The organism is Bacillus sp. B1-b2, assembly GCF_009183415.1.
Taxonomy (GTDB): domain Bacteria; phylum Bacillota; class Bacilli; order Bacillales; family Cytobacillaceae; genus Niallia.
This window is the reverse complement of sequence record NZ_WEHU01000008.1, coordinates 180,273-206,654: the sequence shown is the minus strand read 5'-3', so window position 1 is coordinate 206,654 and position 26,382 is coordinate 180,273. Positions and strand designations below refer to the sequence as shown.

28 protein-coding genes are annotated in these 26,382 nt (G+C 33.7%); 23 read left to right on the top strand and 5 right to left on the bottom strand.

Going from position 1 to position 26,382, the window contains the following annotated elements; translation table 11 throughout:
* From F9279_RS26235 to F9279_RS10315, 3 genes are all read left to right on the top strand, one after another.
* Window positions 1-78: IS3 family transposase (locus F9279_RS26235; protein ID WP_413463203.1), on the top strand; the 78-nt coding region annotated here is incomplete at its 5' end.
* Between the two features lie 164 nt (window positions 79-242).
* Window positions 243-461: a hypothetical protein gene (locus F9279_RS10320; protein ID WP_152112638.1), complete on the top strand. Its 219-nt coding sequence runs from the start codon at window positions 243-245 to the stop codon at window positions 459-461.
* Window positions 462-682: 221 nt separating this feature from the next.
* A complete protein-coding gene (locus tag F9279_RS10315; protein ID WP_152112636.1) occupies window positions 683-2,482 on the top strand; it encodes a M3 family oligoendopeptidase in 1,800 nt (599 codons plus the stop codon).
* A 74-nt stretch (window positions 2,483-2,556) separates the two neighbouring features.
* Here F9279_RS10315 and pssA read toward each other — a convergent pair whose 3' ends face one another.
* Window positions 2,557-3,096: a CDP-diacylglycerol--serine O-phosphatidyltransferase gene (gene pssA, locus F9279_RS10310; protein WP_152112633.1), complete on the bottom strand. Its 540-nt coding sequence runs from the start codon at window positions 3,094-3,096 to the stop codon at window positions 2,557-2,559.
* A gap of 118 nt (window positions 3,097-3,214) precedes the next feature.
* On the opposite strand from pssA, the gene F9279_RS10305 reads away from it, so the two are divergent.
* Window positions 3,215-4,003, top strand: a complete 789-nt coding sequence (locus tag F9279_RS10305; RefSeq protein WP_152112631.1) for a phosphatidylserine decarboxylase — start codon at window positions 3,215-3,217, stop codon at window positions 4,001-4,003.
* A 129-nt stretch (window positions 4,004-4,132) separates the two neighbouring features.
* On the opposite strand, the gene F9279_RS10300 is transcribed toward F9279_RS10305, so the two are convergent.
* Entirely contained in the window at window positions 4,133-4,273 is a 141-nt protein-coding gene (locus F9279_RS10300) for a sporulation histidine kinase inhibitor Sda (RefSeq protein ID WP_152112629.1), read from the bottom strand.
* 640 nt (window positions 4,274-4,913) lie between these two features.
* Here F9279_RS10300 and F9279_RS10295 point away from each other — a divergent pair.
* The 9 genes from F9279_RS10295 (at window position 4,914) to F9279_RS10255 (ending at window position 11,514) form a co-directional block, all read left to right on the top strand.
* Window positions 4,914-5,429 (top strand): YqeG family HAD IIIA-type phosphatase, encoded by a 516-nt coding sequence (locus tag F9279_RS10295; protein WP_152112627.1) that lies wholly within the window; start codon window positions 4,914-4,916, stop codon window positions 5,427-5,429.
* Between the two features lie 3 nt (window positions 5,430-5,432).
* Window positions 5,433-6,536, top strand: coding sequence for a ribosome biogenesis GTPase YqeH (gene yqeH / locus F9279_RS10290; protein ID WP_152112625.1), 1,104 nt, complete (start codon window positions 5,433-5,435; stop codon window positions 6,534-6,536).
* Window positions 6,537-6,632: 96 nt separating this feature from the next.
* Entirely contained in the window at window positions 6,633-7,460 is an 828-nt protein-coding gene (aroE, locus tag F9279_RS10285; RefSeq protein ID WP_152112623.1) for a shikimate dehydrogenase, read from the top strand.
* Window positions 7,461-7,464: 4 nt separating this feature from the next.
* Complete coding sequence (gene yhbY / locus F9279_RS10280; protein ID WP_152112620.1) at window positions 7,465-7,758, top strand: ribosome assembly RNA-binding protein YhbY; 294 nt, start codon at window positions 7,465-7,467, stop codon at window positions 7,756-7,758.
* 22 nt (window positions 7,759-7,780) lie between these two features.
* The gene (locus F9279_RS10275) at window positions 7,781-8,350 is read left to right on the top strand and encodes a nicotinate-nucleotide adenylyltransferase (protein WP_152112618.1); all 570 of its coding nucleotides are present in this window, start codon (window positions 7,781-7,783) and stop codon (window positions 8,348-8,350) included.
* Window positions 8,340-8,906 (top strand): bis(5'-nucleosyl)-tetraphosphatase (symmetrical) YqeK, encoded by a 567-nt coding sequence (yqeK, locus tag F9279_RS10270; RefSeq protein WP_152112617.1) that lies wholly within the window; start codon window positions 8,340-8,342, stop codon window positions 8,904-8,906. The genes F9279_RS10275 and yqeK overlap by 11 nt, the downstream gene beginning before the upstream one ends.
* A gap of 4 nt (window positions 8,907-8,910) precedes the next feature.
* A complete protein-coding gene (rsfS, locus tag F9279_RS10265; protein WP_152112615.1) occupies window positions 8,911-9,264 on the top strand; it encodes a ribosome silencing factor in 354 nt (117 codons plus the stop codon).
* Window positions 9,264-10,010, top strand: coding sequence for a class I SAM-dependent DNA methyltransferase (locus tag F9279_RS10260; protein WP_152112613.1), 747 nt, complete (start codon window positions 9,264-9,266; stop codon window positions 10,008-10,010). The genes rsfS and F9279_RS10260 overlap by 1 nt, the downstream gene beginning before the upstream one ends.
* Before the next feature lie 151 nt (window positions 10,011-10,161).
* On the top strand, window positions 10,162-11,514 hold the full coding sequence (locus F9279_RS10255; RefSeq protein ID WP_152112611.1) for an IS1182 family transposase: 1,353 nt from the start codon (window positions 10,162-10,164) through the stop codon (window positions 11,512-11,514).
* Window positions 11,515-11,991: 477 nt separating this feature from the next.
* Here the strand turns inward: F9279_RS10255 and comER are convergent, their stop codons facing one another.
* On the bottom strand, window positions 11,992-12,822 hold the full coding sequence (gene comER, locus F9279_RS10250; RefSeq protein ID WP_152112609.1) for a late competence protein ComER: 831 nt from the start codon (window positions 12,820-12,822) through the stop codon (window positions 11,992-11,994).
* An 88-nt stretch (window positions 12,823-12,910) separates the two neighbouring features.
* On the opposite strand from comER, the gene F9279_RS10245 reads away from it, so the two are divergent.
* The 4 genes from F9279_RS10245 to holA all read left to right on the top strand — a co-directional run bounded on the left by F9279_RS10245 (window position 12,911) and on the right by holA (window position 18,080).
* Complete coding sequence (locus tag F9279_RS10245; RefSeq protein ID WP_226793414.1) at window positions 12,911-13,543, top strand: helix-hairpin-helix domain-containing protein; 633 nt, start codon at window positions 12,911-12,913, stop codon at window positions 13,541-13,543.
* Between the two features lie 116 nt (window positions 13,544-13,659).
* Window positions 13,660-14,244 (top strand): ComE operon protein 2, encoded by a 585-nt coding sequence (locus F9279_RS10240; protein ID WP_152112605.1) that lies wholly within the window; start codon window positions 13,660-13,662, stop codon window positions 14,242-14,244.
* Window positions 14,245-14,301: 57 nt separating this feature from the next.
* The gene (locus F9279_RS10235) at window positions 14,302-16,620 is read left to right on the top strand and encodes a DNA internalization-related competence protein ComEC/Rec2 (RefSeq protein WP_193224532.1); all 2,319 of its coding nucleotides are present in this window, start codon (window positions 14,302-14,304) and stop codon (window positions 16,618-16,620) included.
* Window positions 16,621-17,054: 434 nt separating this feature from the next.
* Window positions 17,055-18,080, top strand: coding sequence for a DNA polymerase III subunit delta (gene holA / locus F9279_RS10230; RefSeq protein WP_152112602.1), 1,026 nt, complete (start codon window positions 17,055-17,057; stop codon window positions 18,078-18,080).
* A gap of 803 nt (window positions 18,081-18,883) precedes the next feature.
* Here holA and F9279_RS10225 read toward each other — a convergent pair.
* Window positions 18,884-19,219 carry a hypothetical protein gene (locus F9279_RS10225; RefSeq protein ID WP_152112600.1) on the bottom strand — a complete coding sequence of 112 codons (336 nt, stop codon included), beginning with the start codon at window positions 19,217-19,219 and terminating at the stop codon, window positions 18,884-18,886.
* A 184-nt stretch (window positions 19,220-19,403) separates the two neighbouring features.
* On the opposite strand from F9279_RS10225, the gene F9279_RS10220 reads away from it, so the two are divergent.
* The gene (locus tag F9279_RS10220) at window positions 19,404-19,556 is read left to right on the top strand and encodes a YfhD family protein (protein WP_152112598.1); all 153 of its coding nucleotides are present in this window, start codon (window positions 19,404-19,406) and stop codon (window positions 19,554-19,556) included.
* Window positions 19,557-19,631: 75 nt separating this feature from the next.
* Here the strand turns inward: F9279_RS10220 and rpsT are convergent, their stop codons facing one another.
* Window positions 19,632-19,898, bottom strand: a complete 267-nt coding sequence (gene rpsT, locus F9279_RS10215; protein WP_152112596.1) for a 30S ribosomal protein S20 — start codon at window positions 19,896-19,898, stop codon at window positions 19,632-19,634.
* Window positions 19,899-20,104: 206 nt separating this feature from the next.
* Here rpsT and gpr point away from each other — a divergent pair, with 206 nt between their 5' ends.
* The 5 genes from gpr (at window position 20,105) to hrcA (ending at window position 26,355) form a co-directional block, all read left to right on the top strand.
* The gene (gpr, locus tag F9279_RS10210; protein WP_152112594.1) at window positions 20,105-21,226 is read left to right on the top strand and encodes a GPR endopeptidase; all 1,122 of its coding nucleotides are present in this window, start codon (window positions 20,105-20,107) and stop codon (window positions 21,224-21,226) included.
* Window positions 21,227-21,436: 210 nt separating this feature from the next.
* Complete coding sequence (locus tag F9279_RS10205; protein WP_152112592.1) at window positions 21,437-21,784, top strand: DUF3679 domain-containing protein; 348 nt, start codon at window positions 21,437-21,439, stop codon at window positions 21,782-21,784.
* A 104-nt stretch (window positions 21,785-21,888) separates the two neighbouring features.
* On the top strand, window positions 21,889-23,724 hold the full coding sequence (gene lepA, locus F9279_RS10200; protein ID WP_152112590.1) for a translation elongation factor 4: 1,836 nt from the start codon (window positions 21,889-21,891) through the stop codon (window positions 23,722-23,724).
* A 283-nt stretch (window positions 23,725-24,007) separates the two neighbouring features.
* Window positions 24,008-25,150, top strand: a complete 1,143-nt coding sequence (hemW, locus tag F9279_RS10195; RefSeq protein WP_152112588.1) for a radical SAM family heme chaperone HemW — start codon at window positions 24,008-24,010, stop codon at window positions 25,148-25,150.
* 179 nt (window positions 25,151-25,329) lie between these two features.
* Entirely contained in the window at window positions 25,330-26,355 is a 1,026-nt protein-coding gene (gene hrcA / locus F9279_RS10190) for a heat-inducible transcriptional repressor HrcA (protein ID WP_152112664.1), read from the top strand.
* Window positions 26,356-26,382: the final 27 nt, after the last annotated feature.

Sequence of the window (26,382 nt, the reverse complement as noted above, 5' to 3'; positions counted from 1 at the left end):
CATTTTTATAATCATGAAAGATACCAAAAACGACTAAACGGCCTTAGCCCTATGGAATATAGAGTTAAAGCCGCTTAAATCAATTTTATTATTTCCACTGTCTACTTGACAGGGGGCAGTTCATTACACAACAAGTGGGTTTTTCTAAGGTTAATAACATAAATATTATGGGAATTAGGACACTTGCCTAAAAACAAATTGATACATGAAGAATAATTTATAGAGAGAGGAGGGGGATTAATATGGTTGGATATGGCTATCCTTATCAAACACAACCAATGGTTCCATTAGGAGTTCCAACCCAAGGAGTATCACCTGCGAATTATGGAGGTGCACCGTATATGGCAACTGGTGGAGTACCAGGCTTAGCAAGTGGTGCTTGGTTTGCTTTCTTTATCATTTTGTTCATTGTTATCATTTTATTTTGGGGTGTATGGGCATTTGGTGGCTATTATTATTAGTACCAAAGATTATAAAGATGGTTGTTAAGAAAAAATGTATTATGGATTATTTTAGACTAAGACACATGTCGAAGAACCAGAGTGTCTTAGTCTTTGTATTTAAATAGAATCTACATAACAATCTAAAAGAAAGAAGATAGAGCATCCGAAAAATTCAAAATATATTACTTGAAACTCTACAAATATCCCTTAGTATTAAAAGAGAGGGGAGTGGGTAAAAATTGACTAATAATCATTATCAAGAAACGTGGGATCTAGAAATTTTCTTTCCAGGTGGAAGTAATTCTTTGGAATTCCAAAACCATTTAGCAGAAATAGAAACAGAGGTACATACTTTTTCATTATTGGTGCAATCATTTGAACAAACTGGTGTATTAGACAAGCAGAAAGAGGAATTACTTCAAATAATTAATCGATTTGAACTTGTAGTAAAAAAGGTCAGACAAGCTGGTGCCTTTGTTAGTTGTCTTGAAGCACAAAATGTCGAGGATAAAGGCGCAAGTATTCTAAGAGGAAGAGTTACAGAATTAAGTGCCAATTTTCAAAATGTATTAACTCAATTAGATCAAAAACTAGCGCATTATAAGGATGAAGAGTGGAAAACACTATTTGCTGGAAGTAATTTAGAGGAGCTATATTTTGTATTGTCTGAAAGACGAACTTCTGCCTTAGAAAAACTTTCGGAGCAAAGTGAGATGCTAATAAATAAGTTAAGCATTGATGGCTACCATGGTTTTGGTCAAATGTATGACACCATTGTAGGCTCTATTCAGATTCCATATGTAGAAGAAAATAAGAAACAGATGCTTTCTGTTGGTCAAGCTGCCAATAAATTTTCTGATTCAAGTCGTGATGTAAGAAAAGCAGTTTTTACCGAATGGGAAAAGGCTTGGAATAGCCAAGGGAATTTATTAGCGAAGACTTTAAATCATTTGGCAGGTTTTCGCCTTAACGTTTATAAAATGAGAGGATGGGATACTTTCCTAAAAGAACCTCTTGATATAAATAGAATGCAAGAAAACACACTAATGACCATGTGGAAAGTAATTGGAAATAATAAAAAGCCATTTGTTCAATTTCTAGAGCGTAAAGCAACACTATTAGGATTGGAAAAATTAAGCTGGTATGATTTAGATGCTCCACTTGGTAAAGTGCAATCTAAAATGACCTACCAAGAGGGTGCCGATTTTATCATTAATCAGTTTGCACAATTTGGTCCTGAAATGTCCTCATTTGCACAAAAAGCTTTTGACGAAAAATGGATAGAAGCAGAAGATAGAAAGGGCAAAAGACCTGGAGGCTTTCATACGTATTTCCCAGAAAGCCAACAATCTCGTATTTTCATGACTTATTCTGGAACACCTTCAAATGTTTCTACTTTAGCACACGAATTAGGGCACGGATTTCATACATATGCTATGAGAGATGTACACACGTTAAACAGAAATTATGCCATGAATGTAGCGGAAACAGCTTCTACTTTTGCAGAAATGATTGTGTCAGATGCTGCATTAAAAACAGCTAAAACTGATGAGGAAAAACTGGCTTTATTAGAGGATAAAATTCAACGATCAGTCGCTTTATTAATGAATATTCATGCTCGTTTTATATTTGAAACAAATTTTTATAAAGAGAGACAAAATGGAATTGTTAGTAAAGAAAGATTAGATGAATTAATGCTAGATGCACAGAAAGAAGCTTATGGAGAGGCCTTAGAAGAGTACCATCCTACATTCTGGGGATCGAAATTACATTTTTATATTACAAGTGTTCCTTTTTACAATTTTCCATATACTTTTGGCTTTTTGTTTTCTCTTGGTATTTATGCGAAAGCATTGGAAGAAGGAGCTAATTATGAGGAAAAGTATATAGCTTTATTAAAAGATACTGCAAGTATGACAGTAGAAGAATTAGCTATAAAGCATCTGCATGTAGATTTAACAAAAGAAGATTTTTGGGAAAATGCCATTAAACTTTGTATAGCAGATGTAGAAGAATTTTTAGCTTTAACAGTCAAATAATAATTGTGACATTATATAGAAAAGGAGATCTCGTCTATCTGAAATAGAGCGAGATCTCCTTTTTTATAACAAAGCTATATTTTTCTCCATCTGAAGTTTCCAATCATGAGGAAGGATAATACTACTAATAAAAGTAAGTAAACTAGAGGGGAGAAAAAAGTATTCCCTAAAAAACTAAGTGTTAATATGCAACCTGCAGCAGTAATAGGTAAACCTGTAAAATAACCGCTGCTTTCTGTAATATTGAATCTAGCTAAACGGAAGGCTCCGCAAACCATGTACAACACAGTACAAAAAGCACCTAATGCGCCAAGTGGAGCTAATCCTGCTTGGTAAATTAAAAGGGCTGGCGCAACACCGAAAGAAATGATATCACTCATTGAATCCAGCTGTTTACCAAGCTCAGATTCAATTTGGAATTTCCGAGCTGCCATACCGTCTAGTCTATCTGCTAAAGCAGCAATAAAAATTAGTAAAAGGCTTAACTCCAAATTTCCTTTTATTGTATGGATAATGGCAAAAGCCCCAAGAGAAATGTTTGTTAATGTAAGTGCATTAGCTAATTGTGTCTTACATTTTTTTTTCGTTGATTCTAAGACTCCTTGTAAAGACATCCTATTCACTCCTAGTATGAAAATGCATTCATACACTTTTTTATATAATAATATATAATTCTAATGTAAAATATGAATATTGGTAAAGAAAAATTTCACTTTTTGGGGGATTGTTTTATTGAAAGAAGCTATTTATCGTTCTCTAATTGAGCTAACAAATGGAAAATGGAGCTCATACTTAATAAAGAAATTTGCCTATTCTAAAAGTAGTCAAGTTATCATTCCTTCTTTTGCAAAGATGTATAAAATAAATGTAGATGAAATGCAGCAATCATTAAAGGAATATAAGAGCTTACATGAATTTTTTATTAGGAAGCTCAAAGATGATGCTAGATCCTTTCCTCACTCTCCAAATAAAGTGATTAGTCCTGTTGACGCTGTCATAGAGGACTGTGGGGAAATAAACAGGGAAAAAAGGATAATCGTAAAAGGAAAGTCTTATTCTATACTCGAAATGCTAGGAAATGAACAACTGGTAGATAAGTATACAGACGGACAATTTATGGTATTGTATTTAAGTCCAAGTGACTATCATCGTATACATAGTCCTGTTTCGGGCTCTATTACAAAGCAATGGTCATTAGGATCAAAGTCTTATCCAGTAAATAAATATGGATTAAGATGGGGTAAGGATACTTTATCTAAGAACTATCGAACAGCTACTGAAATACATACAGACTTCCATTCTCATATTTGTATGGTGAAAGTAGGAGCGATGTTTATCAATTCTATTGTATTATCTCATCAAGGAAATAAACTTATTCAAGGGGAAGAGATGGCATATTTTTCTTTTGGTTCCACCGTAGTTTTACTCTTTGAAAAGGATTCATTTGAACGTAATCCATTACAATCTGTTCCATACAAAGTTAAAATTGGTGAGATAATTGGTGAGTTAAGGTCAAAATAGCTTTTAAAGATAAATAAAAAAAAAGCTGTGATTCAAGTTACTACGCACATAATCTACAGAGAGGGATCGGATATCCTACGAAAGATTAGTGGAGTTTACTTGCTGATAGACAGCTTCTTTGTCTATGTTTTAAGAAGAAACTTTTATTTTATTACTTAAAGACCGTCGGTGAATCTCTGTTTCAATGAGACGGATAAAATCGGGACTTAGGTCGAGTTCCCTTGCTTTATGATAAGACTCAATTAATAACTCATCTGACAATTTCCGCATGCCAGAAACACCTCCATTCATTATAAAAAAATAGTATTATTTGCTATATTTGAAAGAAATACTGTTTTACGTTGTTTTTGTGTAAAGTAAGTGTATGGAGAATGTTCTATATCATATATTCAATGGAAACAATTAGATACTTTTATGAACAATCTGTTTTCTATATCATCTTGGAAGTATTTTCAATATTTATTATGTAACCTTACTTTACCAAAAATAAACACTTAGAACAACTGTTCTGTTATCCACAATTATTAGTGGATAACCTGTGATTATATTGTTAAAAAGTGGGCGGGATATATATAATACAAAGGGTATTATGTGAATAAGTTTATCCACAATTGTTGAAATATGCGTATTTTGTCGAAAACTTTTTCTGTCTAGATAAAAAAAACCGTCATATTCTATTCTTCAAGGCTAGAAAAAGGTATAATATTATTTTCGTGTATTAATTAGTACTTCTTAGAAAGAGCAAAATAATCAGTAGACTTAAGATAGCGAAATTATGTCAAACTAAACTTGAGTAATAAACTACCATTCCGAAAAAATAGAAATGTACTATATGTTTTTATAATAGAACAATATTTATAAGCATGGCTGTTAATGACATAAAGGATTACCTTAGAGAGGTGTATTAATCATGTTTAATCAATTTTTACCAGATCAATTTGTAAAAAGTATATTAGAAATATCCCCTGCTAGTCTGAAAGAAAAAGGGATAAAGGGAATTATTACTGATTTAGATAATACGTTAGTGGAATGGGATCGACCGCTTGCTACTCCTGAAATAATAGAATGGTTTGCGGAAATGCAACGTCATGACATTAAAGTGACAATCGTATCAAATAATAATGAAGATAGAGTTGGTGCTTTTTCTACCCCATTACAAATTCCTTTTATTTTCGCAGCAAGAAAGCCATTAGTAAGAGCTTTTAAGAAGGCTATTTTCCAAATGGAAATAAAAAAGGAAGAAGCAGTAGTTATTGGAGATCAGCTGTTAACAGATGTATTGGGAGGAAATCGTGGTGGTTTTCATACAATACTAGTGGTTCCTGTTGCTCAGACAGATGGATTTATGACAAGAATTAACCGAAAAATTGAAAGAAGAATATTAAATTGGTTTAGAAAAAACGGCAAATTAACTTGGGAGGATTAATAAGTGACAGAAAGAATTCATTGTATTGGCTGTGGAGTGGCCATTCAAACAGAGAATAAAGAGGAGCTAGGATATGCGCCTCCTTCTTCATTAGAGAAGGAAGAGGTTATCTGCCAAAGATGCTTCCGATTAAAGCATTATAATGAAGTACAAGATGTATCTTTAACAGATGATGATTTCCTAAAAATATTAAATGAAATTGGACAAAGTGATAGTCTTATTGTAAAGATTGTAGACATCTTTGATTTTAATGGTAGCTGGTTACCTGGCTTACATCGATTTACTGGAAAGAATAAAGTTCTTCTAGTAGGAAATAAAGTAGATCTTCTTCCTAAATCAGTTAAGCAACAAAAAGTGGTTAACTGGATGAAGAAGGAAGCTAAGGATTTAGGTTTAAGACCAGAGGATGTTTATTTAGTTAGTGCTGAAAGAGGAAAGAATATTAAAGAGGTGCTTGAGGCAATTGACTACCATAGAAACGGTAAAAATGTTTATATTGTAGGTTGTACTAATGTAGGAAAATCTACTTTTATCAATAGAATTATTAAAGAAGTGTCTGGTGAAGAGAATGTCATAACAACGTCTCATTTTCCTGGTACAACATTGGATGTAATAGAAATTCCACTTTCAGATGGTAAGTTCTTAGTGGATACACCAGGGATTATTAATCATCATCAAATGGCCCATTTTATTGATAAAAGAGATTTAAAGGTTATTACTCCTAAAAAAGAAATTAAAGCAATGATCTTCCAATTAAATGAGCAACAAACACTGTACTTTGGTGGACTTGCACGCTTTGATTTTGTTAAAGGACAACGAAGTAGCTTTGTTTGTTATTTCTCCAATGGGATTAATATTCACCGTACAAAGTTAGATAATGCTGATTCATTATATGAGAAACATGTTGGAGAGTTACTAACTCCTCCAAGACCAGAGCAGTTAGAAGATTTCCCTGAACTTGTTCGACATGATTTCACTATTAAAGAGCCTAAGACGGATATTGTGTTTTCAGGATTAGGCTGGATAACAGTTAATGAACCAAATATTCAAGTATCTGTTTATGTGCCTAAAGGGGTACATGCTCTATTAAGGAGATCATTAATTTAAAAAGTAAAGTATCTTCTTATAGATTTATTTGTTCAGCTTTCGTAAATAGAAGAAAAGAAAACTGATTAATAATTTCAAGCTAGGGAGAGAGTGAGAATGAAAAAATATGTGGTTATTGGTGATCCTATTAAGCATTCTATGTCACCAGCTATGCATAATGATCTTTTTCAGCACTATGGATTAGATGCCAACTATGAGCGGTATCATATTAAAAGGGGTATGCTAGAGCAAGGCCTAATGGGCTTAAGAGATAGGAACGTGAATGGCTTTAATGTTACCGTACCACATAAAACAGATATTATTCCATTTCTAGATGAATTAGATCCTTTAAGTAAAGCTATTGGCGCAGTTAATACAGTAGTTTGTGAAAATGGAAAGTGGATTGGTTATAATACAGATGGAAATGGCTATCTACAAGCACTAAAAAAGCAAATACCTGATTTAAGTGAACAAAAGGTCTTGATTATAGGTGCTGGTGGTGCTGCAAGAGGAATTTATTTTACATTAGCATATGATGGTGTAAAATGGATAGATATTTGTAACAGGACGATGGAGAAAGCTATAGCTTTAAAAGAAGAGTGTCCATTTGCTGTTGATACTAAGATATTAAGCATACACGAGGCTGAGAAACGTTTAGGAGAGTATTCCCTTGTCATACAAACCACTTCCATTGGGATGTCTCCGAATATAGTAGAGTCACCGTTAGAGGTAGATAATATCAATAAAGACGCATTTGTAAGTGATATCATATATAACCCTTTGCAAACAAAGATGCTAACATGTGCAAAGGAAAAAGGTGCTAATATCCAAAATGGTATAGATATGTTTGTATTTCAAGGCGCATTAGCATTTGAAAAATGGCAGGGATTCTTTCCTGATACAGAAAGAATGAGAGCAAGTGTGTTACGACAATTAGGAGGATAAATACATGTTAAAAGGTAAACAAAAAAGATTTTTAAGAGCAAAAGCTCATCATTTAAACCCTATATTCCAAGTGGGAAAAGGTGGAGTAAATGAGAATATGATAAAACAAATAGGTGAGGCACTTGAAGTAAGAGAATTACTAAAGGTCAGCATCCTACAAAATTGCGAAGAAGATAAAAATCAAGTTGCACAAGAATTAGCAGAAGGTACAAAAAGTGAGCTTGTACAATTAATTGGACATACCATTGTATTGTATAAAGAATCAAAAGAAAATAAAACAATCGTATTACCATCTTAATTCAGTAGAAGAGGCGAGTACTATGAAACGAGTAGGAATATTAGGTGGAACGTTTGATCCTCCACATATTGGCCATCTTATCATAGCAAATGAGGTACTCCATGCGAAAGAATTGGACGAAATATGGTTTATGCCAAATCAAGAGCCACCACATAAAATAAAGACAGTAAGTGTTCTGAATGAACAGAGAGTTCAAATGCTTAAACTTGCAATCAGTGGTTATGAAAAGTTCCTTATTCAAACAATTGAGTTGAATAGAAAAGGAAAATCGTATACATTTGATACAATAAAAGTGCTAAAAGAAGAGTATCCAGAAATAGACTTTTATTTTATCGTTGGTGCTGATATGGTAGAGTATTTACCAAAATGGCATAAAATCGATGAACTAATGAAATTGGTAAAATTCATTAGTGTGAATCGTCCTAATTATCAACTTGAAACAAGCTTTGATGTTGATTATGTAGAAGTACCTGATGTAAATATTTCATCTAATCTTATTCGTAATAGGATTGAATCTGGTAAGACTATTTCCTATTTAGTTAGGGATGAAGTGGAGCGTTATATAAAGGAGTACCGTTTATATGAATCGTGAGGATGCATTAGCTTTAGTGAAAAAACAGCTTACGGAGAAACGTTATATTCACACAATTGGTGTTATGGATACTGCCATTAATCTTGCTGAAAGATATGGAGAAGTAAAAAAAAAAGCAGAATTAGCTGCTATCTTTCACGATTATGCTAAATTTCGACCGTTGGATGAAATGAAGCAAGTGATAGTAGAGCAAAATATGGATCCTAATCTTTTGTTGTTTCACTCGGAGTTATGGCATGCTCCAGTAGGTGCTTATTTAGTGGAACAAGAAGCGGGAATTATAGATGAAGATATCTTAGGTGCGATTCGTTTTCATACATCAGGAAAGCCGAATATGAGTTTGTTAGAGAAGATTATTTATCTTGCTGATTATATTGAACCAGGTAGAGATTTTCCTGGTGTGAATGAGGTAAGAGAATTAGCGAAAGAAAACTTGGACAAGGCATTTTTTCAGGCAGTTAAGAATACGATTATATATTTAATAAGAAATAATCGTGCCGTCTTTCCACTAAGTGTAGATACTTATAATTATTATAGTAAAAAATCTGGAGGTTGATTAAATGGATGAACGTAAAGTTTTAATGACTGCTGTAAAAGCAGCTGATGATAAAAGAGCAGAAAATATTGTAGCTTTAAATATGAAAGGAATTTCCCTGGTTTCAGATTATTTTGTTATTTGTCATGGTAATTCTGATAAGCAAGTACAAGCTATTGCAAATGAAATTAAAGAAAAATGTGGTGAATTAGGATATTCCATTAAGCGCTTAGAGGGCTATAATGAAGCAAAATGGATTTTAGTTGATTTAGGAGATGTAATTGTTCACGTTTTCCATCGTGATGAAAGATTATACTACAACTTAGAGAGATTATGGGGAGACGCACCTATTGAAAATATCGAAAGCGTCATTAATTAATGAGCTATGAAAAGTTTGCCTATCTATATGATCATCTCATGAGTGATGTACCATATGGTGAATGGGTAGATTCAATAAAAAAGGCATCAGAGGATTATCAAGTAAAAGGTAATCATTTGTTAGACCTTGCTTGTGGAACAGGAGAATTATCCATTAAGCTATCTCAAGCTGGTTTTCAAGTAACTGGTGTGGATTTATCGGAGGATATGCTTAGTGTTGCTCAAGCTAAAACGTCAGAAGCAGGGGAGTCTATCTTTTATTTAGAACAAGATATGTCTGAGCTTGAGGGACTTCCTATGTTTGATATCATTTGTATATGTTGCGATTCCTTAAATTATTTAGAAACAGAACAACAGGTTGTAGATACATTTAAGGCTGTTCACAAATATCTAGATGATAATGGACTATTTGTTTTTGATGTTCACTCTTTGTACAAGATGAATTCACTGTTTATTAATCAAACATATGCTGTTAATGATGAGGATATAAGTCTAATTTGGCAATGCTATGAAGGGGAATATCCAAATAGTGTAGAACATGACTTAAGCTTTTTTCAACTAGACGAAGAAACGGACATGTACCGCCGATATGATGAAGTTCATTTACAAAGAACATATCCTATTGATCAATATAAAGAGTGGTTAAAGCAAAGTGGGTTTAGCATTCAGAAAATAGAGGCTGATTTCACAGAAGGTCTTATTGAAGAAGAATCCGAAAGAATTTTCTTCTTTTGTAAGAAAAAATAAAATATAAGCTAAAGAGGGAATGATTCTTTATGAATCATTCCCTCAGGCTGTCGAGAAACCTCGACAGCCTTTAATTTTTTTGTTTTTACTTTATCTATTCACCGCGGTAATTTGATATAATATACTTATCTAATATAGGTTGGTGGTTTAAATGTTAAATACCCGTTCCCATACTCAAAATGAAGTAGAATTTGTTCTTTTAGATGAACTTGTTCCAGCTAATCATCTCTTACGAAAAATTGATAAACACATTGATTTTTCTTTTATCCTCGATAAAGTCCGTCCCTATTATTCCGAAGACAATGGTCGACCATCTTTAGATCCCTTGATTTTATTTAAAATGATGTTTATTGGTTATTTATATGGTATTCGTTCGGAAAGACAACTGGAACGGGAAATCCAAGTAAATCTCGCTTATCGTTGGTTCCTTGGCCTGAAAATTTCTGATGCTATTCCCCATCATTCTACTATTAGCTGGAATCGTTGTAATCGATTTAAGGATACCACTGTCTTTCAAGATATTTTCGATGAACTTGTTCTTTTGGCGATCAATCATAAAATGGTTGGTGGAAGAGTTTTGTTTACCGACTCTACTCACTTAAAAGCGAATGCCAATAAACATAAATACACCAGAGAAACGGTGAAAGTGGAAACACGTGAATATGTGGAAGAGTTAGATAAAGCCATTGAGGAGGATCGGGTTGCGCACGGAAAAAAGCCCCTCAAGAAGAAGGTGGAAGTGGAGGAAACGAAGGAAATTCGGGTCAGTACAACGGATCCTGATTGTGGCTTTATGTCCCGTGATAATAAACAAGAGATGTTCTGTTATTTAGATTACCGCACAACAGATATGAAGTTTAATATCATTACGGATGCCTTTGTTACGCCAGGAAATGTTCATGATTCTGTCCCATACTTAAATCGTCTTGATCGTCAAATCGAACGTTTCCAATTTAATGTGGAAGCTGTTGCTTTGGATTCTGGTTATTTAACGAACCCTATTTGTAAAGGAATCATAGAACGAAATATTTTTGGTGTCATCGCACACAGAAGGTATAGCCCAGTAAAAGGGCTCTTTCCAAAATGGAAATTCACCTATGATAAAGAAGCAGATTGTTACACTTGTCCAAATGGTCAGACACTACCCTATCGAACAACCACTCGCGAAGGATATCGCGAATACAAATCAGACGCTAAAAAATGTAAAAGTTGTCCCTTTCTTTCCCAATGCACGCGTTCAAAAAACCATACAAAAATAGTAACACGTCATATTTGGGAAGAAAATAAGGAGAAGATTCGGTTAAATCGTCTTTCTAAATCTGGAAAGGTTCTTTATAAATTTAGAAAAGAAAAAGTAGAGCGAAGCTTCGCAGATTCAAAAGAACTGCATGGGCTTCGCTACTGTCGGTTACGCGGTAAACAGAAGGCAGCGGAACAAGTATTAATGACAGCTGCCTGTCAGAACATAAAGAAAATTGCCATGCATCTATCCAAGCTTGGATAGATGCATTTTAGAGTCTTTTTCTTTGAACCCCCCAAAAAAAATAGAGCCAATAAGTTCCAAAATCCATAAAAAAACAAAAAAATTGTAGAGAAAATGATACTTTCTCTACAAGCTGAGGGAATGATTCTTTATGAATCATTCCCTCTTCAGCTTGTAATAAAGTGATTTAGTAAGAAGAATATGAATATTTATACAGCTGATTGTAGTAGAAGGGGTGAGACTCCTACGGGATAGGCGAGACAGTCCGAGAAGAAAGCAGGTGCAAAGCAACGAAGCAGCTCAGCGCGAACCCCTGTAACGGAAATCATCCCTCTATTTAGTCATATATTTTAATTAACCAGATACCCATCTTTCCATTGCGAGGGTTCTCAACATTCTGAGGGAATGAACCAATCTAAAATTCATTCCCTTTCTTGAAATAAAAAAAATATTTTAAGCAGGGATTTTCCTTTTTAACAAGAATTATTATATAGTTACTTATTGTTTGGGAGCAGAGACTAAATGATTTAAGGAACTTAGATCATCTTCAAACTTTAATTGTGTTGCTCTAAATAATTGATTAAAGATGTCTCCAAGATTTTGCTCCATAATTTGAAGCCCTTCTCCTGTAATGCCTCCCTTAACATTCACCTTCTCCTGCAGTGTTGGTAAGGTATAAATTTCTTTCTTTAGTAATTCTCCTAAGCCAATTAACATTTCACTTGCTAATTTTGTTGCCGTAACGGAATCAATTTCTGTTTCTTCCACAGCTCCTTCAATAAATCTTTGCGTAAGATAGCTGAAAAATGCTGGACCACAGCTAACAATATCCGAGGCTACTCTTGTAATATTGTCCTCAATCTCTAAAGGGGTGGAAAACTTCTCAAATAATGTCCATAATCTTTCCTTCCATGCACTTGTACATTGATTACTATATGAAAATAAAGAAACACCTGCTAGAGCTCTATTGGTGATGCTTGGTATTATTCTTGCAACAGAGCAAGAAAATACTGTTTCAAGTTGAGCAGGGTTAATGGGACTAGTAATGGAAACAACACATTTATTTGCTGTTAATGAAGGAGAAATACTGTTGGCAACACTAAATATATCATGAGGCTTTACACATAGAAAAATGAGATCCGCATTTCTTGCAACTTCTAAACTACTAGTAGAAAGATTAATTTTTTCGTACTCTGCTTTAATAGCTAATGCTTTTGTTTCTGTCCTATTATAAATAAACAAATCCTCAGGGGAAATAGCATTTCCTTCCAACATTGCTTCTATTAGGATTTTCCCCATATTTCCAGTTCCAATCATTCCGATTTTCACGTATCTTCCCCCCTATAATGAGCGGTTTCTCATATAACGATATGAAATAGTATTACAAAATATGCCTTTGAATGGAGGAGTACTTATATTGTCTCAGCTAAAGAAACATAAAAAAATCCTTATCATTATTGGAATTGGGATCTTTCTTTTCATTTGTTCCCAACTATATTTACATATGGAACAAGAAAAAGTGAAAGAGGAAAACTTATCTTTCGAAGAAACTTTATATGGTGCAGAGGAAAAGGGGGAGGAGCCAGAAGTAATAGTGGAAACAGAAACATCTACAGAAATAGTCGTTGATATAAAAGGAGCTGTTAACTATCCAGGAGTGTATGAGATGACTACAAGTGACCGAGTTCATGATGCCATTAAGAAGGCAGGTGGAATAGTGGAGGAAGGAGATGATTCTGTTATTAATTTTGCTATGAAATTAACAGATGAAATGGTTATCTATGTCCCACTGAAAGGAGAAGAAGGTATAGAGTCACTGCTTACACCTGAACAAAATCTCCATGAGAAGAATGAAGAGGGGGTAATTAACATCAATACAGCAGATGAAAGCCAATTACAAGAAATTCCTGGAATTGGTCCATCAAAAGCAAGAGCAATTATCGACTACAGAGAAAAAAATGGTGTATTTTCAGAAAAAGAAGATTTAAAGAAGGTTAGTGGAATAGGAGATAAAACATATGAAAAGCTAGAAAATTCTATCACTATATGAGTTCTACATACACCATATATTGACGAGAATGTGACGTATATTGACGGAGAGTGGTGTTACTTATAAACTAAATGAGGAAATAAAAAAGTGAATTGTCATATTAGGAGTGAAGTACAGTGGATAGGATCTCATGGAATGAGTATTTTATGGCTCAAAGTGAACTATTAGCATTAAGAAGTACATGTACAAGGTTAGCTGTTGGAGCCACGATTGTCCGTGATAAACGTATTATAGCAGGAGGATACAACGGAAGTATTGCTGGAGGTGTGCATTGTATAGATGAAGGTTGTTACGTGATAGACAATCATTGTGTTCGCACCATTCATGCAGAAATGAACGCATTATTACAATGTGCTAAATTTGGTGTTCCAACTGCAAATGCTGACATTTATGTAACTCATTTTCCTTGTCTACAATGTTGTAAGGCAATTGTACAAGCTGGTATTAAAACTGTATATTATGCAACTGAATATAAGAATCATCCTTATGCTATGGAATTATTTGCACAAGCAAATATATCTGTTGTACAAGTAGAAAAAAAAGACATTGAACTAGTGGATAAAGCAAATGAAAAAAAGGAATTCGTAGAACGGATGATGATGCACTTAAAGGAACATAAAGACATAGCGTTTATGAAAGAATTAGAACAAGAAGTCACTCAATTATTTACCTCTATTCCAACAGAAAAAAGAAAGAATTAATGTAATAAGTGGCTTACTATCTTGTAAGAAAAGGAGAGATGCAAAATAAATGGAAAGTTGGTTTTTTTAGCTATTTCTGCGTTACTAGGCTTACTAGCTATATTTGTTTCTTTTTATGTAAGTATTATTTTCTTCTCCTTTTTCTTTTTATGGCTAATCTTATGGAGAAAAGTAACGGCTATAAAGTCTTTGGTCTTGCTTGCTATATTTCTTCTTTTGTTAGGAAGAGGTTGGCAATTTCAACATAGTAATCATTCTGAGTTAGAGGAGGGAACTACGACCTTTTCTATTACCTTTACAGATGCCTCTAAAGTGGATGGTGACAGGTGGAATAGCAGAGGGAAAGAGCTCAGAGTAAAAGAAGAGTTAGTCATCACCTACAAAATAAAAACAGAAGAAGAAAAACATTGGCTAGAGAATAAAAGTTTTATTGGGGAAACTTGTAAAGTAGAAGGCGTACTAAAGGAACCAAATATAGCTAGAAATGAGAATGCTTTTGATTATAAGAAGTACTTATCTAATGATGGAATACATTGGATTTTAACCTTAGAGAATATTCCGAATGCAACCTGTAAAATGTCAGGTTTTAATATGGTTAACATGTTAAAAGTATGGCGAGAAAAGGGCATACAAAGAATAGAGACCTATTTCCCTACAGAAATCGTTCCTATAGCTTCAGCACTAATTTTTGGAGATCGAGAATGGATGGAAGAAGATTTGCAGCTTGCATACCAAAGATTAGGGATTGTACATTTACTTGCTATATCAGGATCTCATATAGTAGTACTTGTTGGAATAATTTATTATCTTCTTATTCGAATAGGAGTTACAAGAGAGAAAAGTAGCTTCATACTAATGATCATCCTTCCTTGTTATGCTATCCTTACTGGTTTGGGACCGTCTGTTATTAGAGCTGTCCTTACCTCCATGTTACTTCTTATGAAAGTAAGCTCTCCTCAACTTGCAAGGCTACCAACAATCGACATATTAAGTATTGTTTTCATTTTGTATTTACTAGTTAAGCCAAGTATTATCTTTGATATTGGATTTTTACTATCTTTTACTGTAAGTTACTTTCTCATAATCTCCTCCAATATTTTAAGAGACTCACAAGACCATCCTCTCAAAACCTATCTTTTCACCACCTTCATATCTGAATATTCTGTTCTACCTATACTATTAACCTATTTTTATGAAATCCCTACTCTTTCATTATTAGCAAATCTAGTATATATTCCTTTTTTCAGTGTTTTGGTTTTACCATATGTAATAGTATTGTACTTTCTATCTTACCTTCTTTTAGAGCATGTAATTTGGATTGCGTATCCTTTAAGTTACTTACTGACAGTATCTGATTTTCTTGTTCATAAAATCTCAAGTTTTCCTTTCAGTGTTGTTATTCTAGGAAAGCCCACTATATTGTCGTTATTACTATATATAACAAGCCTTCCCATTTTCTTTTACTGCTATGAAACGGTAGGGAAGAAGAAAAAAAGGTGGTTATATAGTATACCAATTGGCTGCATGCTATTTCATTTTGTATGTAGCAATTATTCCTCTGAAGGGGAAATCACATTCATCGATGTAGGACAAGGTGACAGTGCATTAGTAAGACTACCATTTAATAAAGGAACATACTTGATTGACACTGGGGGAACACTTGAATTCGAGAAAGAAAAATGGCAAGTGAGAAGAGATCCTTATGAAGTAGGACGTAAGGTATTGGTACCTTTTTTAAAGAGTAAAGGAATTTCTGAGATTGATAAATTGATTCTCACTCATGGTGATATAGATCATATTGGAGGTAGCGTAGCAGTATTAAAGGAATTAAAAGTAAAAGAAATCTTAATGCCTAAAGTAAATAAAGAATACACTTCGGAAGAAAAAGAAATCTTCCTAATTGCTCAAAAGAAAAGAATACCTATTCAATTTGTGGGAGGAGGAGACTATTGGAAGAAAGAGAATGCTGATTTTACTATTTTGTCGCCAATACACGAAGAATATGAGAGTGAAAACAATGGTTCCATAGTGTTGTTGGCAAAAATTGCTGGATTATCCTGGCTATTTACTGGTGACTTGGAACAAGGCGGGGAGCTGGATTTGGTGAATGAGTATCCTTCCTTGGAGGGGATTGATATTTTGAAAGTAGGTCATCATGGAAGTAAAACTTCTACTTCTGCTGAATTTATAGATAAGCTTAAACCGAAAATGGCCATTATATCAGTTGGAGTTAACAACTTATATCAACACCCGAGTGAAGAGGTATTGAAAGTATTAGATGATAATAATGTAAAGGTATTACGAACAGATCAAAATGGAGGCATTTCTTTCTTTTTTTCAAAAAAAATACGCACATTTCGTATTCAGATTCCATAGAATATAGCAAAAGCTAGTGTTGTTATCTTTCCCTAAAGGAAAAATCACTAACATATTACCTAAAAAATACTTAATCTAATTGCATGAAATTTTGCATGTCATCTTCTATTTATTAGAGTAAGGCATGTCACTAGCTTTTTTTAGGCATTCTACTTATTAAATGCCACGATCTATATTAGTGCACCGTAACACTTTAAGATTCCTAGGCCTTAAGGTGTTACGTTCATTATAGATTAGAAAGAGGGTTCCAATTATTACACTTTCTATCCTGTATAAAGGCAGTAGAAGTTAGAGAAAAAACTTTTATTAAGTCTTATATAGGAATAGGAAAGGTTTTATGGAGAACTCTCTTTCTGTTATGCTATAAATACAAGAAATTTAAGAATCACATCTATTTGGATTGAAATAAGCAAGTTGTGAGGAATGGAGTAAAAATGATAGAAGAAATATGGAAAAAAATAAAGAAAAAGGAATTTGATATCGTGTACTTAATGTATGGGTTAGAATCCTTTTTAATAAATGAGACAAAACACTTATTATTACAAACTCTTCTTACAGAGGACGATGAAGATTTTAATTTAACAACATATGATTTAGAGGAAACACCGATTGAGGTTGCTTTAGAAGATGCAGAAACCATTCCCTTTTTCGGTGAAAGAAAAGTAATTGTTTTACATAATCCGTTTTTCTTAACTGCAGAAAAAACCAAATCAAAAGTAGAACATAATATAAAAAAACTAGAAGAATATCTAAATGCACCGTCTCCATATACTACAATCCTCATCATTGGCGATTACGAGAAATTGGATGAAAGAAAAAAAATAACGAAGCAATTAAAAAATGTTGCTACTGTTCTAGAAGCAAAAAAATTAAATGAACAAGAGTTGAAAAAATGGGTTAAACAAAGAGCTGCTTATAATTATGTGGAAATAGATGAAAAAGCTTTAGATACCTTACTAAGCCTTGCAGGTACAAATCTGTCTTTATTGACAACAGAAATCGATAAGATGGCTCTATATGTAGAAGATTCCAAATTAATTACATCGGATATTGTAGAATCATTAGTTGCTAAATCTTTAGAACAAAATATATTTACATTAGTAGATAAGGTGATATCCAAAAAAATCGATGAGGCTTTAAGAATTTATTATGATTTGCTCAAACAAAATGAAGAGCCATTAAAGATATTATCTATCATTACAAATCAATTTCGATTAATTTATCAAGTGAAGGGACTGGCACAAAAGGGGTACGGACAGCAGCAAATTGCTACAGTGCTAAAAGTGCATCCGTTTCGCGTAAAACTAGCAGCAGGACAGGCTCAGCGCTTTACAGAAGTAGAATTAACAAGATGTATTAAATTATTTGCAGATGCTGATTATCAACTGAAGACTGGTGCAATGCCTAAGAATATGGTAATTGAAATGATTTTGTTTCGATTAGGAGAGAAAACACACTAAAAAGTTTGTTTAGCATGTTGATAAGAGTGATTTAGAAAAAAATTATGGTATTTTTAAACAGTTGTTCTACTTTCCAAGAGTGAGACTCCGTGGGAACTGCGGAAAGTGTACTGAGAAAGTGTTGATATGTATAGATACATATGAGTTAAGAAAATCTTTAGTAACCAATTCTTTATCGTTTGGAGAGGCGTCCAGTTGACTCCTACGGGATTAGCGAGACAGTCCGAGTGTTTCGCCAGCCTAGAGCCGAAGCAGCTCGTAAGTGAGCCCCGTGGATAGCGACTGGTAAACCTCGGAAAACAAAAACTAAACTTTATTCAGTTGTTTACTATACTTGGATAAAGATAGTATTACTTTTCGGTGGCTTCACCAGCGAGACCTCCACGCAAATCGAACTCCTGTAAAGGAAAACAATCTTTTCGGAGAAGTGACTAAATATACTACTAGGAACATTCTGTCCATCTTTATATAGTTTGTCTACCGGTCTGAACAAACTACTAGTTTTGTTGTTTAAACTATTTTGTTTTGAACAAAAATTTGAGATAGAAAATATTAATAAATAGATAGATTTTTAAGAATCACCATATGTCTGTCTTGTTAGAATAATTAAACAAAATAGAATAGTTAGAGGGTAGTTACTATCAATAAACTATCCTCTTTTGCTATATTTAAATAGAGCTTTATAAAAAGGGAGAGTGAACATAGTGGAAGAGAAAGAATTAGAATTTTTAAAAGAAATAACAGATAGTCAGAGAACTTCCGGGAACGAGGATGCCGTAAGAACCTATCTCAAAGAAAAATTTTTACAGGTTGCAGACAAAGTTGAAGTATGGGGTCTTTGATGGCAACACTAGGCACGGAAGGTCCTCGAGTGCTTGCTGCTGGTCATATTTGTCTTTTTCTTTCATTCCCTCTGTATAGGAGTTATCACCAGTTAATAAATAGCCTCTTTCATCATTTGAGATCCCAGCTAACCTATATTGTAAATGTGTTACAAGTCTTTGCATTTCTTTTTCATCTTTTAATTTTTGATTATAATCTTCAGTTACATGAAGGCTATAGTTACTATAAATACCTATACCAATCATAGCTGATAGGAAAAGAATAAAGATAATAATTAATTGTGTTCTAATTTTCATTATAAAACCTCACTTTATGTTGTAACCTACTAGTAATATCGGCCATCATCAATGATCTTACATATGAACCAAACAAACTGTGTATTAGTCCTTCTTTTGCTTCCGCACAGGAAAATATTGTTCAGAAATCTTTTTAGAAATAGCGTCATACTATAAAGGATTTTAAATGTAAGGAGAGGATCTAATGGGAAGAGCAAATAGTCAAAGTCCATCAAAAAATAAACATTCTTTGCCTCAAACTCCAAAGGAGCTGAAAATCGCTCCAAATAAGGTAGATGAGGAATTTGCAAGAGAGTTGGGAGAAACACCAAAAATAAGACCTACTAGACCTAAATAAATATATAGTTGTTGCCCAAAGTAAATTTATGCAATAAAAAAAGGCTATCTTCTAAGATAGCCTTTTTTCTACTCATTAAGCGTTAAGAGCATTTTTTCTTTTAGCTAAACGAGATTTTTTACGAGCAGCAGCATTTTTATGAATAAGACCTTTTGCAGCAGCTTTGTCTAATTTACTAGCAGCTTCTACAAAGCTTGCGTTTGCAGCAGTTGCATCGTTAGTAGCGATAGCAGCCTCAGTCTTTTTAACAGCAGTACGCATTGTTGATTTAACTGTAGTGTTTTGAGCGTTACGAGCTTCACTAGTTTTTACACGTTTGATAGCAGATTTAATATTTGGCATTTACTTTCACCTCCTAAAAAGAAGCATCAAGTTAATTATTTAAACTCGATATATACATTCCTAAAAAACTTAAAGAACAAGAGATATTTTATCAAACGACAGCTAATAATGCAATACTATCCATTCAATTTGAGAAATATGAATTTTTTTAGTGTTAGAGGAAATGCTAAATTTAGGATTAATATTAGAGAAGGAAGGGGATTGTTATGACTGAAAAATTAGATTTAAGTAGGTATTCCATTAGAACAGATTTAGCAATTGAAGCAAGAGATATTGCCTTACATAATCAAAAACTAATTAAAGATGAGCAAGATCAATCACAGTTGGATGGAGTAATTATTAAGGAAAAAGAAGAGAATGGCATAAAGATGTCCTATGTAGAGGTGAAGGAAAAAGGAGAAGAATTGATAGGAAAGAAAAAAGGAAAGTATTTAACTATTGAAGTGTTAGGTATTAGGCAACAAGATACAGATCTACAAGAGAAAGTAGAAAAAGTATTTGCTAAAGAATTTTCTCAGTTTTTAAAGCAACTGAATATTGGGGAAGATGCATCTTGTTTAGTAGTAGGGCTTGGTAACTGGAATGTCACTCCAGATGCCTTAGGTCCAAAAGTATGTGAAAACATTCTTGTAACAAGACATCTATATGAGCTACAGCCAGAAAATGTTCAACAAGGTTATCGTCCTGTCTCAAGTATTGCTCCAGGTGTTATGGGGTTAACTGGTATTGAAACAAGTGACATAATTAAAGGAATAGTAGAAAAAACCAATCCAGATTTTATTCTTGTTATTGATGCACTTGCTTCTAGATCCATTGAGCGTGTTAATTCTACTATTCAAATATCTGATACTGGAATTCATCCAGGGTCAGGTGTTGGGAATAAACGAAAGGAATTGAGTCAAGACACATTGGGGAGACCTGTAATAGCAATTGGGGTGCCTACGGTTGTAGATGCAGTTTCTATTACAAGTGATACGATTGATTATATTTTAAAGCATTTTGGGAAAGAAATGAAAGAAGGAGATAAACCTTCGCGTTCTTTAGTTCCAGCTGGCATGAGTTTTGGAGAGAAGAGAGTATTAAAAGACGAAGATCTTCCTGAGGAGCATCACCGTAAAACTTTCCTCGGAATTATTGGAACACTTCCAGAAGAGGAAAAAAGAAGACTTATTCATGAAGTCTTATCACCAATTGGACATAATTTAATGGTAACACCTAAAGAGGTGGATGTTTTTATTGAAGATATGTCTAACTTACTTGCAAACGGGTTAAACGCAGCACTTCATAAAGCGATTGATCAAGAAAATGTTGGTTTTAATACACATTAATACTAGTAAGTTCTAGTAACTCTATTATTTGCATATATTTTTAGTAGAATTACTAGAACTAATTGAAATACACAGGCTATTCTCTTAGATTGTTGTTTGTTCGATTCTACTCTTTTTCCATCATCTAAGGTACCTATATCATAAGGTTAAATGAACAACAACCATCTTCAAGTAACCAAAAGTATAAAGAAAGATAGAGGTGGGATTAGAGTGAAGCTATTTACGCTAAGTGCTATAGGTATTGCTATGCTTATGTTTGTTTGTGTTCTATTTGGAATGCAGCAGGCAAACAGTGGGATACATAAAATGAGAGGCTATGAAGACAGTGGTTTTGACCAGGCAGTTTCCATACAGAGTGAAGATGGAAATGTAGAAGCAACCATGCTAGGTGAAAATGTGACAAGTCAAGATTTGGCGCAAAAAAAACAACAGTTAGAGGAAATGAGAGCATTTAACTTATTATCAAGTATGGGAAAAGGTTTAGCAGATACGATTTCTTCTCTGGTAGGTAAAGGAGTAAGTTTGATTGGAGATACCATGGAAGAGAAGGATAAATAGAAAAGCGTAAGTAAATCCTTTTACTTTTCGTTGAATCTTATTCATCACACTGCTATAATCAAAAATAGTGTATATGCGCGATTATTGTAGGAGTGAACAAACGAATGAACAGAGAAGAAATGTTAAATAGACAATCAAAAATTAGGAATTTTTCCATTATTGCACATATAGATCATGGGAAATCTACATTAGCTGATCGTATTTTAGAAAAAACAAATGCTTTAACAGCACGTGAAATGAAAGATCAGTTGCTAGATTCTATGGACTTAGAAAGAGAACGTGGAATTACCATTAAATTAAATTCTGTACAGCTGAAATATCAAGCGAAGGATGGAGAAATCTATACTTTGCATTTAATTGATACACCGGGGCATGTGGATTTTACATATGAAGTTTCCCGTAGTTTAGCTGCATGTGAAGGAGCAGTGCTAGTAGTAGATGCTGCACAAGGAATTGAAGCTCAAACCTTAGCGAACGTATATTTAGCAATTGACAATGATTTAGAAATTGTACCAGTTATTAATAAAATTGATCTTCCAAGTGCAGATCCTGAAAGAGTTAGAAATGAAATTGAAGATGTCATTGGTTTAGATGCATCTGAAGCTGTTCTTGCTTCTGCAAAAGCTGGTATTGGTATTGAAGAAATATTAGAACAAGTGGTAGAAAAGGTTCCTGCACCAGAAGGAGACCCTGAAGCTCCGCTAAAAGCACTTATATTTGATAGCTTGTATGATGCGTATCGTGGTGTTGTCACCTATATTCGTGTGGTAGAGGGTACAGTTAAGCCTGGCGATAAGATTCGCATGATGGCAACAAACAAAGAATTTGAAGTAATCGAGGTTGGTGTGTTTACACCAAAGTCTACTCCAACGAATATGTTATCTGTTGGAGATGTAGGATACTTAACGGCAGCTATTAAGAATGTCGGTGATACTCGTGTTGGTGATACCATTACTAGTGCCAAAAATGGAGCAACAGAAGCTTTACCTGGATATAGAAAATTAAATCCAATGGTATATTGTGGATTATATCCAATCGATAGTGCCAAATTTAATGACTTAAGAGAAGCTTTAGAGAAATTAGAACTAAATGACTCTGCACTACAGTTTGAACCAGAAACTTCTCAAGCATTAGGTTTTGGATTCCGTTGTGGTTTCCTTGGATTATTGCATATGGAAATTATTCAAGAACGTATTGAGCGTGAATTCAAAATAGATCTTATCACAACAGCACCAAGTGTTATCTATGATGTTATTATGACAGATGGTTCACAATTAAAAGTGGATAATCCTTCGGCAATGCCTGATCCGCAGAAAATTGAAAGAATCGAAGAACCATATGTAAAGGCAACTATGATGGCTCCGAACGAATATGTTGGTGCAATTATGGAACTTTGTCAACTTAAACGTGGTGTTTTCATTGACATGCAGTACATGGATGAGACTCGTGTTAAGATTACTTATGAAATTCCACTTTCTGAAATTGTGTATGATTTCTTTGATCAATTAAAATCAAATACAAGAGGGTATGCTTCTTTTGACTACGAGTTGATTGGTTATAAAACTTCAACACTTGTGAAGATGGATATTCTTCTAAATGCGGAGCAAGTGGATGCTCTTAGCTTTATTGTGCATAGAGACTTTGCTTATGAACGAGGAAAAATCATTGTAGAAAAATTAAAAGAACTTATCCCTCGCCAACAGTTTGAGGTTCCAATTCAAGCAGCAATTGGCCAGAAAATCGTAGCTCGTTCGACTATTAAGGCAATGCGTAAAAACGTTTTAGCAAAATGTTACGGTGGAGATATATCTCGTAAGCGTAAATTGCTAGAAAAGCAAAAAGAAGGAAAAAAACGTATGAAACAAGTTGGATCTGTTGAAGTTCCACAAGAGGCATTTATGGCAGTATTACGTATGGATGACTCAAACCCAAAGAAATAATAAGGAAATAGATGTGCAAGAAGCTTGCTAACGATACAATATATTGTTATAAGTAGGAGGTTAAGTGTCATTGCGGCACTAACCTCCTTTTCTTATACAAGGTATAGAAATTTTGTACACTACCGATTATTTTTAACTCTTTGAAAATGACATCATTTAATAATAGACAAGGTTTTCTTGCAAAGTTCTAATTATATCTACAAGTGGAAGCTTTACTAATATAAATGTTTTTAAAGCCCTATATTTACTAAAGAAAAGCAATATAAAAAAAGGTTGTGAAGAATTGATAAAAGCAGCATATATTCATATTCCATTTTGTGAACATATATGTCATTACTGTGATTTCAACAAGGTTTTCCTAAAAGGACAACCTGTTGATGAATATTTAAGTGCATTAGAGCAAGAAATGAAATTGACGGTAGAAACGTATGGAAAGCAACCTCTTTCTACCATTTTTGTTGGAGGAGGAACACCTACTAGTTTATCTGCAAGTCAATTAGATAGATTATGTGCAATGATCAATAAGGAGCTTTCTCCTTTACCAAAGATAGAATATACATTCGAAGCAAACCCAGGTGATTTAACAGAAGATAAATTAAAAGCCCTATATGATGGTGGAGTGAATCGATTAAGCTTTGGTGTTCAGTCCTTTAATGATGACCTACTTAAGCGTATTGGACGGACTCATAAAGCTACAGATGTATTTTCTTCTATAGAGGCAGCAAAGAAAATTGGCTTTGATAATATAAGTGTTGATTTAATTTATAGCCTACCTGGACAAACTATATCTGACTTTAAAGAAACACTTGATACAGCTTTTCAATTAGATATTCAACATTACTCAGGTTACTCGTTAATTATTGAGCCAAAGACAGTATTCTATAATTTAATGAGAAAAGGGAAGTTACCAACACCAGGAGAAGATGTAGAAGCAAATATGTATGGTTTGCTCATGGAAGAGATGGAAAAACACGGATTTAAACAGTATGAAATTAGTAATTTTGCCAAAGCTGGATATGAAAGCCTTCATAATCTTACGTATTGGAGCAATGAAGAATATTTCGGAATTGGTGCAGGTTCCCATGGTTACGTAGCAGGTGAAAGAAGATCTAATTTCGGACCTCTAAAAAAATATATGCAACCACTTGAAGAAAAACAATTTCCTCTTCTAGAAAGACATCTTGTTACAAAGGTGGAGAAAATGGAAGAAGAAATGTTTCTCGGATTGCGAAAAAACGTCGGAGTTAATTTAGATGTTTTTAAAGAGAAATTTGGTGAGAATCCATTAAATCTATTTGATCAAGAAATTCAAAGCTTATTAGCAAAGGGTTTAGTCGTTGTAGATGATAATCATTTACGTTTGTCGTCATCAGGTAGATTTTTAGGGAACGAAGTATTTCAATCCTTTATTGGAACATTGAAATGATGGTTGTGAGGCTTATCTACTAGTAAGGGTGGGCCTTCACAACAAACTTATATAAATAGCAAAGGGAAAAATTTCTTATAAAAATCAGGTGCAAATGATTGACATAATCCCCTCATTTTTGCTAATTTATATATAGATTTAGCACTCACGTATAAAGAGTGCTAACAGAGGTGATTAATGTGTTAACGGATCGTCAATTACTAATATTACAGGTGATTATTGATGATTTTATTTCATCTGCACAACCAGTTGGCTCAAGAAGTTTATCTAAGAAAGATAATATAACCTTTAGTTCGGCAACCATTCGTAATGAAATGGCTGATCTAGAAGAGTCAGGTTATTTGGAAAAAACACACTCCTCATCTGGCAGAGTTCCGTCAGAAAAGGGATATCGTTTTTATGTGGATCATTTATTAGCACCACAAAAATTGAAGAAATCAGATATGATGGAAATAAACTCCTTGTTTGCAGAGAAGATATACGAATTAGAAAATATTGTACAAAAATCCGCGAAAATATTGTCTGATTTAACAAATTATACTACTATAGTCCTTGGACCAGCAGTAAAGGAAAATAAGCTAAAAAAGATCCAAATTGTACCTTTAAATAAACAGACAGCTATTGCAATTATCGTCACAGATTCAGGTCTTGTTGAAAATAAAATGTTCCATTTACCAGAAAATGTTGAGGCATCAGAAATAGAACAATTAGTTAATATACTTAATGAAAGGCTAGTTGGAGTTTCAATGGATAAGCTTCATAATAAGATCTATAAAGAAGTAGCATCCATACTTAAACAACATATTAGTCATTATGAATATTTTATTAGTTCTCTTTCTGAAACGGTAAGAATACCAACAAATCAAAAATTGTTTTTTGGTGGAAAAACGAACATTTTGAGTCAACCTGAATTTCATGATATTACAAAAATTCGCAATCTCTTAAATATGATTGAAAAAGAGGAAGGAATTCCAGACTTAATACGTAATAATACAACAGATATAAGTATCAAGATTGGTCGGGAAAATAATAATAGTGCTATGGAAAACTGTAGTATTATATCTGCTTCCTACAGCATTGGAGAAGAAAATATCGGCTCTATAGCCATTTTAGGTCCTACAAGAATGGAATATTCTAGAGTGATTAGTTTACTGAATTTCTTATCTCATGATTTAACAAAGGTTCTAACAAAACTGTATCAGTGATAGGTGAGATGTCTTACAGAATACAAC